This window comes from Bacillus sp. JJ1566, from assembly GCF_036962685.1.
GTDB lineage: Bacteria > Bacillota > Bacilli > Bacillales > Bacillaceae_L > Ferdinandcohnia.
The window spans coordinates 1-13869 of sequence record NZ_JBALOP010000041.1 but is presented as its reverse complement, the minus strand read 5'-3'; the positions used below and the strand labels follow the sequence as shown (position 1 = coordinate 13869).

General features: G+C 37.4%; 17 protein-coding genes. 6 read left to right on the top strand and 11 right to left on the bottom strand.

Features of this window, described 5'->3' with window-relative positions:
* The first annotated feature begins 137 nt into the window (after positions 1 to 137).
* The gene (locus tag V7112_RS15735; protein ID WP_335421463.1) at positions 138 to 851 is read left to right on the top strand and encodes a DUF4181 domain-containing protein; all 714 of its coding nucleotides are present in this window, start codon (positions 138 to 140) and stop codon (positions 849 to 851) included.
* A gap of 33 nt (positions 852 to 884) precedes the next feature.
* Here the strand turns inward: V7112_RS15735 and V7112_RS15730 are convergent, their stop codons facing one another.
* A complete protein-coding gene (locus V7112_RS15730; protein ID WP_335421461.1) occupies positions 885 to 1022 on the bottom strand; it encodes a hypothetical protein in 138 nt (45 codons plus the stop codon).
* A gap of 89 nt (positions 1023 to 1111) precedes the next feature.
* Between V7112_RS15730 and V7112_RS15725 the strand changes: the two genes are divergently transcribed.
* A complete protein-coding gene (locus V7112_RS15725; protein WP_335421459.1) occupies positions 1112 to 2131 on the top strand; it encodes a DUF2332 domain-containing protein in 1020 nt (339 codons plus the stop codon).
* Between the two features lie 53 nt (positions 2132 to 2184).
* Here the strand turns inward: V7112_RS15725 and V7112_RS15720 are convergent, their stop codons facing one another.
* The 4 genes from V7112_RS15720 to V7112_RS15705 form a co-directional block, all read right to left on the bottom strand.
* Entirely contained in the window at positions 2185 to 2577 is a 393-nt protein-coding gene (locus tag V7112_RS15720; RefSeq protein ID WP_335421457.1) for a hypothetical protein, read from the bottom strand.
* Positions 2578 to 2602: 25 nt separating this feature from the next.
* Entirely contained in the window at positions 2603 to 3331 is a 729-nt protein-coding gene (locus V7112_RS15715; RefSeq protein WP_335421455.1) for a hypothetical protein, read from the bottom strand.
* Positions 3324 to 3836, bottom strand: a complete 513-nt coding sequence (locus V7112_RS15710; RefSeq protein ID WP_335421453.1) for an RNA polymerase sigma factor — start codon at positions 3834 to 3836, stop codon at positions 3324 to 3326. Before V7112_RS15710 ends, V7112_RS15715 begins: the two co-directional genes overlap by 8 nt.
* Positions 3837 to 3958: 122 nt before the next feature.
* A complete protein-coding gene (locus V7112_RS15705) occupies positions 3959 to 4168 on the bottom strand; it encodes a hypothetical protein (RefSeq protein WP_335421451.1) in 210 nt (69 codons plus the stop codon).
* 136 nt (positions 4169 to 4304) lie between these two features.
* Between V7112_RS15705 and V7112_RS15700 the strand changes: the two genes are divergently transcribed.
* Together V7112_RS15700 and V7112_RS15695 are read left to right on the top strand one after the other, a co-directional pair.
* Positions 4305 to 5234 carry a hypothetical protein gene (locus V7112_RS15700; protein WP_335421449.1) on the top strand — a complete coding sequence of 310 codons (930 nt, stop codon included), beginning with the start codon at positions 4305 to 4307 and terminating at the stop codon, positions 5232 to 5234.
* A complete protein-coding gene (locus V7112_RS15695; RefSeq protein WP_335421447.1) occupies positions 5231 to 5854 on the top strand; it encodes a hypothetical protein in 624 nt (207 codons plus the stop codon). The genes V7112_RS15700 and V7112_RS15695 overlap by 4 nt, the downstream gene beginning before the upstream one ends.
* Before the next feature lie 61 nt (positions 5855 to 5915).
* On the opposite strand, the gene V7112_RS15690 is transcribed toward V7112_RS15695, so the two are convergent.
* From V7112_RS15690 to V7112_RS15670, 5 genes are all read right to left on the bottom strand, one after another.
* Positions 5916 to 6866 carry a S66 family peptidase gene (locus V7112_RS15690; RefSeq protein WP_335421445.1) on the bottom strand — a complete coding sequence of 317 codons (951 nt, stop codon included), beginning with the start codon at positions 6864 to 6866 and terminating at the stop codon, positions 5916 to 5918.
* 232 nt (positions 6867 to 7098) lie between these two features.
* A complete protein-coding gene (locus V7112_RS15685; protein ID WP_335421442.1) occupies positions 7099 to 7443 on the bottom strand; it encodes a VOC family protein in 345 nt (114 codons plus the stop codon).
* 12 nt (positions 7444 to 7455) lie between these two features.
* Positions 7456 to 8259: a GNAT family N-acetyltransferase gene (locus V7112_RS15680; RefSeq protein ID WP_335421440.1), complete on the bottom strand. Its 804-nt coding sequence runs from the start codon at positions 8257 to 8259 to the stop codon at positions 7456 to 7458.
* Between the two features lie 4 nt (positions 8260 to 8263).
* Positions 8264 to 9031: a class I SAM-dependent DNA methyltransferase gene (locus tag V7112_RS15675; protein ID WP_335421437.1), complete on the bottom strand. Its 768-nt coding sequence runs from the start codon at positions 9029 to 9031 to the stop codon at positions 8264 to 8266.
* Positions 9032 to 9041: 10 nt separating this feature from the next.
* Positions 9042 to 9488, bottom strand: a complete 447-nt coding sequence (locus tag V7112_RS15670; RefSeq protein WP_335421435.1) for an NUDIX hydrolase — start codon at positions 9486 to 9488, stop codon at positions 9042 to 9044.
* 140 nt (positions 9489 to 9628) lie between these two features.
* On the opposite strand from V7112_RS15670, the gene V7112_RS15665 reads away from it, so the two are divergent.
* Both V7112_RS15665 and spoIIP read left to right on the top strand, forming a co-directional pair.
* A complete protein-coding gene (locus V7112_RS15665) occupies positions 9629 to 10495 on the top strand; it encodes a YitT family protein (RefSeq protein ID WP_335421584.1) in 867 nt (288 codons plus the stop codon).
* Between the two features lie 100 nt (positions 10496 to 10595).
* The gene (gene spoIIP, locus V7112_RS15660; RefSeq protein ID WP_335421433.1) at positions 10596 to 11744 is read left to right on the top strand and encodes a stage II sporulation protein P; all 1149 of its coding nucleotides are present in this window, start codon (positions 10596 to 10598) and stop codon (positions 11742 to 11744) included.
* A 307-nt stretch (positions 11745 to 12051) separates the two neighbouring features.
* On the opposite strand, the gene V7112_RS15655 is transcribed toward spoIIP, so the two are convergent.
* Positions 12052 to 13515, bottom strand: a complete 1464-nt coding sequence (locus V7112_RS15655; RefSeq protein ID WP_335421430.1) for a serine hydrolase domain-containing protein — start codon at positions 13513 to 13515, stop codon at positions 12052 to 12054.
* Between the last annotated feature and the right edge of the window lie 354 nt (positions 13516 to 13869).

The following is a 13869-nucleotide window of genomic DNA, read 5'->3' as shown; positions in this document are numbered from 1 at the left end:
CACAGTCTTTCCTATTTCCATTTTATTTTGACATGTTAGTGGAATTTGTACAAAAATTACGCTTAACTTTTTCTGGAATATTTACCCATCCACTCATATAATGGACTAAAGAGCCTGTTTTTACCGGAGGTCACTGTATGTGGATTATTTTAGCATTGTTTTTATCCCTACTTGGAGTCGTTGATAGATTAGTAGGAAAAAGATTGGAACCTGGATATAATGTCATGGAGTCTGATGGAAGCGTGAAATATCGGGTGGGGAGCATTCTCATTTTAATCCCAGCTATGATTGGTATTTTTATGGTTGATTATAATGAAACAGATACCTTTAAATGGTTATTAATTTTGGTGCTAATCATGTATTGGGGATTTCAGGCATTCATGGAATGGAAGTATGTAGAAGGAAAGAAGTATAAATTATCCCTTTTACTACTTGGTGTTGGAGTCATGGCAACCTGGGTGATCTTTTTTGTAGATGACATCATCAAGCATACTACCTATGGTGAGGAAATAAGTGAGTTATTAGACGCGGAGAAAACGAATAAGATAACCATTTTATGGCCTAAAGAAACTAAGAATAACAAGGATATTTACTTGAAAACCACAATAAGCGATCCAGCATTTATAAATAAATTGATAACTGAACCATCAGATATGGAGATTATAAAGTCGGATTATTTTAATTTTACCTTGCACGAAATGAACATTAGTTTTCACTATGGTAACGAATCTTCCATGATTTTTTTGAACGAAGATCATATTCAGATTAACGGTGAGCATTATCAGATAAGTGGTGAAAATAGGCTTTACAATCTAATCATAAACGAAGGTCTTGACTGGGTAGAGGATTAACGATAACACAAATAAGCCCCTATGGCCTCCACCTTAGGGGGTACTTAATAAAGATTCCATTTCTTCATCCGTTACAAATTTCCAATTTATATCTTTCCAAACATCCTTATCCATCGCTTCAATAAGTTGGTCGATTTCATCATAGCTAAATCTAATAGCATTTTCATTCATGTAGCCCACCAAACCTTTCACTTAAATGATTCGGATGGGCTTATCTTGGTTTGAGGGTCAAGTTCAAAAAATTATTGGAGGAAAATACGATGAAAAGTAATCAGTCTATTAAGTTCCGAAACTTTGCCATCACCGAGTGTAAAGGGTCAAGCAGATTATATGAATTTCTTTCTTTAAAAATTACGGAAGATGATGACATCCTTGAGTTAGCTTCACATGCACGTAAAGGGCAGCCTTCATCCAACTTGCTGTTCGGAGCTGTTCATTATCTATTATTAAAAGGAAAGGACCATCAACTTCGGGAGTTTTACCCTAGTATTGTGACGAATCCTCGGAACGTGGAGGAATCCTTTATACATTTTAAAGATTTCTGTCTTCAATTCTCTGATGAGATCATCAGCCTTTTACAGGAGAAATTAGTTCAAACAAATGAGGTTAGACGTTGCTCCTATCTCTTCCCAGCCTTCCAATCTATTTATAACACTGTAAAGAAGCCATTGGCATTGATTGAAATTGGGACAAGTGCCGGGTTGCAGCTGTTATGGGATCAGTATAGTTATTCTTATGGTACGAATGAGGTGTACGGCAACAAGGATTCTGCACTACATATTACCTCCGAGATTAAGGGAAACAAAACTCCTAATCTACAAGACTTCATTCCGCCAGTAGCTGCTCGTATTGGCATTGATCTTCAACCAATCAATTTAAAGGATCAAGAAAATGAACTTTGGCTTCAAGCTCTCATTTGGCCAGAGCATCATGAAAGACGTGCATTATTTGAAAAAGCGGCGGAATATGTGAAGGCAAATGAATTGCGGTTGATTGAGGGGAATGGGGTTGAACTCCTTTGCGACCTGTCAGAGGAAATTCCAAAGGACTTCGCGATTTGTGTCTTTCACACACATGTCGCTAACCAAATGCCATCTGACGTGAAAACAAGTTTGCTAGAGCAGGTTCAGCGTATTGGAGCCGAACGTGAGATTTTTCATCTGTATAATAATATTCAAGACCGCAATCTCCATCTGGATTATTATCTGAATGGGAAAGAGTATCAAAATGTAGTTGGCGAGACGGAAGGGCATGGAAGATGGTTTACATGGGAGTTGTGAAATTCTAGAAGGCATTTGGAAGTCGCCAAATGCCTTCTTGGATTTGCTCAGTCTCATTTCACTTCTAAAATCGTATATGTCCCTGATTTAAAGCGGTATTTGATATCATATCTTTCCCCCACTTTGAACTGCGAACAAAATTCTTCTGTTTTTTCCTTGCTTTCGTCAAAATACTGGAACATTGTATATGGATCATTGACTTTACATGCGTATAGTCCATCTCCATTTTTTTCGTTTGTAACGGCTGTTTCTTCAACCAAAATGGAGCTTTCTTTTTCATAGGCAGGACGTAGTTTATTAGATACCATGGCACCGATGATAATAAGGAGTCCAACCACTCCGATGACCAATGCCTTCTTCCTTTCTTTCTGCACCATAAGCATAAATAATGCACAACCTACCGCACCAATACCTATTGCATACAAGGCTATTAAAAGTAAGTACAAATGAATCATCCCCCTTTTTATAAATCTATTTTTTATATACCCTAAACGACTCTGCTATTTTGATAATTTCTTCTTTTGGGACTGGTCCTGTTCTTAGGTATGTTGTTTTAGTGTCCACTGTCACGTGAAGCATTATTGTCAGTCCCATTTCCTCCCAATAAAACATCTGGGAAGTCCCATTAAAATAATAACTTCCAACTTTTCCCTCACCAAATTTAATTAAGTCATCCTTGTCATATGAAGAGATATTTTCTAAAGGTACAAACGAACTATCTGAAAGAGTTACCTGCATCATTTTTACTGGGTCTTCCTTTGATAAATAGATAAAGTTTTGATTATAAAATTTTGTTTCTATCGGATCACGTGGTGATGGTTCATCCTTACCATTTCCGAAGTCTTTTGGTCCAAGGTAATCCTGATAAAAGCTGATCTCGTGGACTTCAAATGGTGCATAAGTCGGTAAGATGATCGTCCTTTCAACGTCCTCGATTTCCTTAATTTCACTAAGCTGTTCTTCCCCCAAAAAAGCCTGATGTGAAAACGGGTTTTGTGGCAAGGTCCATATGAAAAAGGCTAAAAGCGCAACGACTACTAGACCTCCAATGGTAGGTAGCACCCACTTCATGTTTTTCAACGTCCTTTGAACTGGATGTTCCTCATAGTTCATCAACGTTTGGTGTATTCTTTTCTTGTTTTCAAAGCCAAGATTCGCTGTTGGCATTGATCGCAGTTGATTTTCCAAATGATCATTCATTTATAGCACCTCCTACCCGTTGCTGTAGGGTAATTTTGGCCCGATGATAGGTCGACCGCGTTTTATTTTCACTCCATTGTAAAATTTCTGCCGTTTCCTGAATAGACAACCCTTTGATTCCTCTTAAAACAATCACGTCTCGATAACTGGATTTTAAGGTTTGAATTGCTTCGTACAGTATTCTGTTTTCTTCAGATAAATGAAGAAGCTGCTCTGGTGTTTGATCCGTCCTTGGTTCATGACTGGAATCAAAAGACAGCATCGTTCTCCATTTATTTCGATTTCTCCTCCTGATTTCATCAATCGCGATGTTCCTTGCTATACTGTAAAGCCAGGTCCTTGGATTAGAGTTGCCTTTAAAAGCATGAAGCCCCTTCATTGCCCTTATAAAAACCTCCTGAACCATATCCTCAACATCTGCTTTCCCTAATCGATACAACAGAAAATTGTAGATATCATCGCTATATTGATGGAACCAATCTGAAATGATCTCTTTATCTTCCATGTCCAAATTTTCTCCCAATTTATTTTTCCTTCTATAACATTAGACGATATTGCCTCAAAATTATCGCACCATTTCAAAAAGATTTATCGCAAAAAAGTAGCCACTTTCCGAAGAAAATGACCTTATTCCCATCCTAATATGTATTTCATAAACATCCCTATAAACGGAAGCATAAGCGTGACGACCAGAGCTTGGATAAACGTTAGGATTATATCCTTTTTCCATGGATTGCTCTTTGGATGACGGTTATAGCCTAATCTTTGAAAAATAAGAAAAACGACCCACAAGAATAATAGTGTACTAATGATCGAACCTAGGCTATCGTAATACATTGGCACATTCCCCCTTTTCCCATTGACTATAAGAACGTTCTTTTACCCTATTATCACATATTTCCAAAAAATTTGTAAAATATTCCAATGACAGATGATAAAATAGGTTTAGAGATTTTTAGAATGGGGGGCTTATGTGAAAGTGAAAATATTCTGGGTGAGTATTTTGGTCATCATCCTTAGCTTTATCGGTAATTATCTGTATTTCCAATCGAAGCAACTGGACGCTCCACTCTTTTTAGAGCATTTTTATGAAATAACCATGAATGAAGAAGATGAAACGACGCTTACTTTCTATTACTTAACAAACAAGTCGGACACATCGACAGCAAATTATGTAATGATTAATGGAATCGAAACTTATCCTGTTTCAAATGACTTTTTTATGTGGAATTCGCAGACACCTCAATTTGAACAGGAATTTACACACCATTATTTAAAAGCAGTTACCGTGACAATCCCAACAATTGAAGGCGATAATCCTTTTTCATTTTCGGATATGGAGGTCCATTTTTCAGATGGTAAAACCATTCAAGCAGATATTGGTGAGGTTATCCTTCATAAAAGAACTGAAAATCCCAATGTATTTGAGTTCAAAATGAGTTCGAGCAGCAACCAACATCTTGCCGATAGCTTGATGGTAACAAATCAGGCAATTGCCATCGAGAAAGTTGAGATTCCTTTTGCTGAGGATTTGACTGATCACGTTCTACTTAAGGTTGACCGAGATCAGGAAAAATTGCGTGAGCTCGAAAAACCTATGGAAGATTCAGATTATCCTGAATGGTTTGAGGAGGAACGCAATAAGGAATGGAAGAAGCTACCTGGAGTTTTATTAAGTGAAGATTTACTACCCTTAAATATAGAACAAAATGAATATATCCGTTTCTTTATGCAGTTTGATTCTGAACGGGACAGCTATTTTTATTTTAGTATAAAACTCGTTGGGAAAACAGATTCAGGTGAAGCTTTTGTGAGTGAGCTTCCGATTGTCGATCATCCTTATCTAGACCAGAAGGCAATAAATCGAATCATCAAGTCCAAAATAGGTGGTGAGAGCAAATGAATTTTAAACGAATATTCTGGGGCTATCTTTTTATCCTTATCGAAATTCATTTATTTGTCGTCGATATTTTGCTTGATCCGGTCGGATATTATCTCATTTTTTCTGGGATAGCTGCGGTACCATCTGAAAACAGAACTGGAAACAAACTGAAAAAGCTTTTGATCGTGCTTTTGATTATTAGTATTCCAACCGTGTTTATACAACAAAACGGAAACGTGAATGATTTAGGATCTTTCGCTAACACTTCCATTTGGGCTCATTATTCATTCTTTCTTGAAATATTAAAATTAGTTCTTGTGTTTTTTGTTTTTCGTTTAATTATGGAGTTTGTTACTGCGGTCGGGGATAAATTTTTAGCAAGAAAAAGTTTACGAACATTTAAAATTTATATGACAGTAATGCTGGTTATCACCTTTACACATACATTTGCAATGAACCTTTCAAGCGAAATCATTTTAGGGTTCCTATTTTTAACAATACCTTTAGGTTTTATCATGGAGATTATGTTTTTAGTATTATTATGGAAACTGGATAAAATTAAGCGTCCTGAAGGCTTTCCTCCTCTATACAACAAGAACGACACATATATTCCTAGCGACTTATACTCAAACCAAGAATAAGGAGTATTTGAAGGGCAACAAACGGGTCGTTAATTCAGTTGGATTAACGACCCTGTTATTTTTATATAAACGTTTGTGTAATTTTCCCTTTTCCATCTTCACTTTCTACTTCAGCATAAGCTCCATTGATAAATGTAATTTGCGGTGGAACATGGCCGCAGTCCACATCATATATAATTGGAATTTGAAGTTCTTCCGAAAGCTCTTGATAGATATCTTCCACGGTATAGTTATCAACCGGTATATTAGCTGGGCTTCGACCAAACAAGATTCCTGTTGTATTATCAAACCAACCCGCTAGTCTCATTTGTACAAGTGATCTACGCAAATCTGTCGTCGATAACTCGCAATTTTCAAGATACCAAATCACGGAATCTCCCTGAATATATTTTTCCTTGAAATTCCGAATATCCCCATATGGTGTGCCAACCAAATGTCTAATGACATCAATACAACCGCCCAGTAATCTTCCCTTTAAATGAATATTAGTTTTTCCGGTTGATTTCCAGTACGTTGGCTCTGTTAGATGAAAAATATGAGGAGTTGGATTATCATGCTGCCATTCCTTTTGGTACTTTTCTGAAGAATATTGAATGACTGTTTCTCCTCTTTTTGTAGATAAAACGGTTTGCCACATGGCAGTCGACGGGTCAGACAGTTTTCCTCTTAAATCTATTAGATTTGTTCCATGTGCAGTTGCTATACCCGTTTTCAATGTTAGATCAATATGTTCTAGAATCTCAATCAATAATTCTCCACCCCACGGTGGAATAATAAGATCGACCCCCTCATTATTCATCATTTCATTAAACTCTTCTGCACGCTTTTTTGCTGGAGCAGATTTTGCTTTGTTTTGTGTCCAAACTGTATCACCACAGACGATGTTAAAGCCTTTCTGCTCCAGACGATTGCATGCTGACTTAACAAGTTCGTGTAGTTCTTTTTCTACTCCTGATGATGGTGCTGTTACACCTATGGTTGCTCCATTTTTAAAAAGTGGGTATTGAATCATTTATCGGCCTCCAAACTAATAGATTTTCCAATTCCATTTAAAAAAGAGAATAATAAAATGTACCGAGGTCACAAATAACACCGCGGGAATAACCGATTTCCAAAGTAACTCTCCCTTTAAGAAAAAATTTAAGACCAAAATGATTCCCATGGCTAAAATAAGATTCATGATGAATTCCTTAAGTTTAAAAGCCTTCGCTTTTTTTCCTAAAAAAGAGCGCCAATTTTCCTTTTTATTTTCTCTCGACAAGACCAAACCCCACTCCAGTTGGATCGACTAGATACGCTAGATAAAACTCATCAAACTCCATCTTTTCGCGAACAATCATCGCTCCTTGATCGACTGCTTTTGCAATTGTTTCATCAATGGAATCAACCTCAATTTGAATTCTGGTTCCATGCGGATAATCATGCGGTCCTTTGCTAATTCCACCTAGAAGTTCTGTTGGGCCTGCGCTTTTTACGGGCCAAAATCCCCAATTCTGCTCTCCGGTTTCCCATCCAAAAACGGTTGAATAGAACTGAACTGCTTTCTCAGGATCTTGACTACTAATTTCAAAGCCTACTACTTTTGCCATTGTCATCTCTCCTTATTTCATCGTCCAAATTGCCTTTGTATAACCTATTCTCATCCCTGCTCGCTCCATGTTATTTTGACTGACAGAACCAAATCTTGCCTGGCCTACAATTAATCTACAATCTTGTACCGATGCTTTTTGCATACGCTGCTTAATTAATGCTGTTTGAATACCATGATTTCGAAATTCCGGCAATGTCGTTGCAGATGCAAGGGTTCCAATGCCGTCTTTTGTAAATAAAACGCCAATACCAGCCGGTTGTTCTTCAACACTTGCAAGGTAAAATGTCCAATTTTCAAGATCGTAAAGAATTTGATTATTTTGAGCGACCCCATCTTTTAAAAACGAAGGCATCCCAAACCCTCTTGTATAAATTTCAGCGAACAAACCAAATTCATCTTTATGTAACTCATGGATTTTGATTTTCGAATGAGTGCTAGTTTCATGTGGTGAAGAAAGTCCTGAATAAAGGGTTGTGTGAAAGTCATGTTGATAAAACCCTTTGTTACTCAAGTATGTAAGAATGTCTGAAGAGACATGCCCAGGGGTTATTTCAAATCGAACCGGTATTTCCTTTTGGTTGTAAAATTGAATGATTTGTTCGATATATTTTTCATCCCCATCCGATAAGCCTTTTACCGTGTTGAATGACGGTCCTGGAATATTCTTAACTGAAAAGGCTGTGGCATTTCCAAACTGTTCCATTTCAACTCCCATCGGATTCCCTTCGATTTCTTGAATCGCAGTTAGTCTTGATTTCAAAACCTCAATTTCGGATGTTTCTAAGGTTTGGGCTAATTTTTTCGTTACAATCAATATGTCACTTCCTTTTGCACACGTAGATCATCTGGTGGCTGTCCTCTGTTAGCCGTGTTTCGTTCCAATCCTTGTAAACTGCTAAAATCTCAAAGCCGTTTCCTTTTAGGAGCCGGTCCATTTCTTGAGGGAACACATATCGTAATTTAATATTGGTTTTCTTTTCATCAATTGTTTTTCCACTATCGTCCTTTTGTTTTCTAATTGTTATGTAGTGTTGAACCTGCTGGATAGTGTCATAGTTACTAATAGTGTAGACGTCCACCATTTTTCCTGTTTCATCCTTGTAGCTTCGCCAATAATCCTCGGCAGCAGGTTGAAGCAATTCATCTGGACTTGGAAACCTCGTGCCGAAGATGAAAATCCCCTCGTTTTCTAGGTGGTTGTGAACAGAAGATAGCAGTTGATCTTGTTCTTCATTCGTAAGAAAATGTTGAAATGAATTTCCTACGATGTAAATGAGTGGACTCTTTACACCTAATTGAAGCTTCGTGCAATCCTGTTCTATCCACTCGATGTTGAGGTTTGTATTTTCTGTTTTCCTTTTTGCTTGAGCAAGCATGCCATTATGTATGTCTACCCCAATCAGGGTATGTCCAGCTTGTGCCAGGGGAATCGTTGCTCGTCCAGTTCCGCACGCTAAATCAATAATTGGACCGTTCACTTTTGCAGCCCATTTTTGTAAAAATTTCACGTCATCCTGGAAAGGGTCGTTTTCTTGGTCATATAAGACCGGGTTCTCGTACTCTTCAAAGTTGTTTATCTGGTTCATTTTATTCTCCTTATTTCAAGTGCTTTTCCATAATAATCCTTGCTCTCTCATCTAAATTGTTTGGAATTTCTTCCTTTGAAAAGAATTTAAGGTCTATGCTTTCACCATCATTAGCTTTTAAGTCACCACTTATTTCACTTGCTATAAATAACGCGATAACATTGTATACTTCATCACCATTTGGATATTTAAAGTATAGTTCTTTACCGGATAATGTATCTATATGTTCATATATTTCTGCAACTAGTCCTGTTTCTTCGAATAGTTCCCTTTTTGCAGTCTCCTCAAGGTTTTCTCCAGGCTCCATTGCACCTCCTGGTAAACCCCATTCATATGTATCAGATCGATGCTGTAGAAGGATTTTGCCCTCCTTATTTTTAACTATTACTGTGGAACCAACCAAAATAAAAGGTCTATTTCCAATTAAGTTTCTGATCTCCCTCGTGTAATCTCCCATATTCCGCCCCTTTCAAAACTAATCCTTATACTATTTTCCACATAAAGGTATTAATTTCCTTCCAAAGTTGTAAGCAAACCTATGATTTATGGTAATATTAAAAAGGAAATTACAACTTGAAATTGAAAGGCTTGGTTTTTGTGGCAAAAACAAAGAAAAAACGCGTCTTAACAGAAATTAAACAGCTCATTATGATTACCATTGGGGCTCTTATCGCGGGATTTGGATTGGAACTATTTTTAGTACCAAATAATATTTTAGATGGTGGGGTTATTGGTCTTTCCATCATTGCGTCCAAAATCTTTGGTGTTCCAATGAGTGTATTTCTTATTGTTTTAAATATCCCGTTCCTTTTTCTTGGGTATCGGAAAATGGGAACAAAGTTTACATTACATACGTTGTTTGGTGTTTTAGTCTTGTCAGCATTTACAGCTTATTTGCATCATTTTGAACCAGTAACTAATGATTTATTTTTAGCTACGGTAATTGGTGCGGTTATTTTAGGAACAGGTGTCGGGTTGGTAATTCGAACTGGTGGTGCATTGGATGGTACTGAAATTTTAGCCATCATTGTCAGCAAGAAACGACCAGTGTCAGTTGGACAAACTGTTATGATTATGAACGTGTTTATTTTTATCCTTGCTGCCTTGCTCGTATTCAGCTGGGAAACGGCCATGTACTCGATTATTACCTATTACATCGCATTTAAGATGATTGATATTGTGGTAGAAGGTATTGAGGAGTTAAAATCAGTAACGATTATTTCAGATAAGCCAGATGATCTTGCGAATGAATTGAATAAGGTCATGGGTCGTGGAGTAACCTTTATTCATGGTGAAGGGGCCTACACAAACGAACCTAAAAAAATTATATATACCATTGTTAGCCGGATTGAACTTTCTACACTTAGGGAAATTGCACAAGATATTGACCCAAGTGCATTGATTGCGATTGAAAACATGGCAGATGTAACGGGTAGTAATTTCGGAAACGGAGAAGGACATTAAAGAGTTAAGCATGGTTAGCCATGCTTTTTTAAGTTGAAATAGATTCTATTTCAGAGCTATTCTTCATATATATGTCCAAAAGCTAAAAAGGACGGAGATCATGAAAAGTTCTGGATATGGGCCAATTTTTATTTCAAGAATTGCCTTCATGTTTATCTTTTCGGTAATCATATGTTTCGCAGCTGCTTCAAGCATATCCTCTATCAAAAAAGAATGGATTAATTTTAGAGAATTCGATATTAACATACGAATCCTTCCAACTGAGTTTTTTATCCAATTGCTTGAATTTGAAAATGCTTATTTCGGACAATCCTTAAGTGAGGAACAAGAATCTTTCACAAAATTGTTAGTAGAATCAACCCTCCAATTTAAGTACGGTGATTTACGAAGCTTTTTCGGACATGAATTACCTGGATTATCCATGTACCATACTGAAATTTTGATTTCTGGAGAAGGTACAGATTATACTACTCTCCCGTACGAATCAACGCCTCCTTTAGATGTTTTACTACAGGAAAGGGAAATGGCCCAACAGGAATTGGAGGAGTTTAATAAGGATGATCCCAAGACGCCACCCGTCACTGTTGCAACCGATAAAAAGGTATTAATCTATCACACACATAGTTTTGAATCGTATTTACCTCTCCTTGGACTTACTGGAGACCCGGATATGGACAAAGCGGTTGATTCGAAGACGAATATTACAGTTGTTGGAGATCTTCTGGGTAAGGAGTTAGAAAAATACGGTGTTCGTGCAGTTGTTGACACAACGAATATCGGCCAAGAATTGAAGAAAAAAGGCTGGGGAACTACCCAATCTTATGCAGTATCACGTGGAATCGTACAATCTGCAATGGCCAGTGACTCCGAGATTGATTTTTTAATTGATATTCATCGCGATGGTGTTCGAAAAGATCTTTCGACTGTATCCATCGACAACAAGCCTTATGCACGGGTATTCTTTGTCGTGGGTAGCGCTAGTAAAAATTTTGAACAAAGCTATGCATTAGCAGAGTCTCTAGACAAGTCAATCGAGTCGCAATTTCCGGGAATCAGCAGGGGTGTAATTGCGAAGGGACTGGATCAAGGGAATGGCGTGTATAATCAGGATTTAGCAGAAAACTCGATTCTTATTGAGATGGGCGGAGTCGATAATGATATGAAGGAATTAAAAAATACGGTTGAGGCGCTCGCAAAAGTCCTGAGTGAACATATCATCGATGCCGAGAAAGTAAACTCGTCACCATGAAAAAAGAGCTATACTTTTGGTTGATTTGGTTGTTTTTGTCAACCCTGTTTTGCTTTTTCTACCAGCCATTCGGTTACACCATTACAGCGTTTCTAGATGGGATTGCAATGTGCTGCAAGGCGTTGATTAAGCAAGCAATTGTAGAGAATAAAAAACAACGGGGCTGATGGCTAACGGGTTCTGTTTTAGGAGAGAAGAACGCTAAATAACAATGTAAATAACATGAATTCAACAACTAATTAGCAATATAAATCGCAAGCAAAAACGCTCAATTTTGAGCGTTTTTTAGGTGTAATTTTATTAATCTTTAACGTTTATTAAATGTTACTCGATAATAGATTCTCAATATTGTAAGAACCAATCCGATAAGGAAAACAATAGCCAATAAGATCATCGCTGCTGGAAAAAGACCGAATGCATCCATTGTGGTCGAACTATTATTTTGTAATGTTGGGACAATAAAAAACAACCATCCGATTAATAATGTTGGAATCAATTGAGGAATTAATCGAAGGATAAATCTCCAAGTAGGATGCTGTTTCCGTTTATTCGACCATTGTTTACTACGCACAATCCCTCTAATTCCTAAAATCAAATAAATCAATGTGATCACACCAAGTGATAAATCGATTATTTTGGGAACTGGAGCTTTTATTTCGGATTCTTGCCCCTCCGTCAATTGGATAATACCTGAACTAATCTCATAACCGTGTTCTAAAGTAGGAGTAAAGCTATTTAGTAAAACTGCAACCCCATAACCACTACTTGGAACAATATCTTGTTGAGTTTGATACGTTGTTTCCACTCCTCCATGAGAAATGCGTGCTGGTTTCACATTAGGTGAGCTTAACTCCCAACCTAGTCCGTATTTTTGGTTTCCAAGTTGTGGCGTATACGATTCTTCCAATAATACTTTTGATAATAATTGCTCTCCCGTCCTGGTCTTTCCTTCGTTCGTTAGCATAGAAAGCCATTTCCCCATATCTGATGCTGTTGATACAATACTCCCAGCGCCCATATTCATCGCTTCAAGCTCTGTCCAAGGGATTGCCGTTCCATAAGCTGTTACATATCCTTTAGGTAGTCCTTGGACAAAATCTCCAGTGTTAACAGTAGTAAGTGAGTCATTCATTCCTAGGGGAGAAAATACCTTTTGGTTAAGATATTGAGAGAATTCTATTCCGCTTACTTTCTCCACTAACAGTGCTAGAACCCAGTAATTCCCATTGCTATAAAAGTATTTCTCTCCTGGGTTTGATTGCAGCTTCCACTCGTTCATACGTTCCACACCTGCTTTTAAGTTATTCGCTGGTGGAACAATAGTTGGATTTGGAATTCCTGATGTGTGGCTCAACAATTGACGTATTGTAACTTGTTTCCATCTTGAATCGTCAAGTTTTACCTCTGGCAAATAGTTAATTACTGGGTCATCCAGTTGGATTTCACCTTCATCAACAAGCTGTAAAACAGCAAATGCAGTAAATGATTTAGATGCGGAACCGATTCTCATTCGCGAGTTTTCTGTTATCGGTTTCCCTTCAGAATCGTGACCATATCCTTTCTCATATACTAATTTCCCGTCTTTTACAACAACAATGGATGCACCAGGTAACCCATTACGTTCTATATAGGTAGTGACAAATGTATCAACATCTTCCGTATTAAATGGTTGAGCAGCCTGGGCAGAATAGGGAAGGTAAAACGATTGCATTAAAAGAATGATGAACAAAAGAAAAAAACTTAATTTCTTCACATTTAATAGTGTTTTCAATTATTTTTCCCCCGAATATATTTTGTGTTTATTTTTAAATTCTCGAAGTACAAACTAATCATACAAAATAGTCTTGATTAGGTTAACCAGCTTGAGGCTAATTATTTCCTAAGCCTACGGCCGTATTTTATAAGTCGATTGCAGGAAATGTTGTAGATTTACGCAAAGTCATCCCCTTACTTAACTTCAAAAAATCGGTCACTTATTGATAGCGAACTATCTCGAGCGTACTCCTGCTCAGTGGTTTGGTATCCACGATACTCCTTGTCTGTTCTGTTATGACCCAGTCACCCCACTCTAAACATTGATATAACAATAAAAAAGCAGACCCATTTTGATGTGACCCCCAATAAT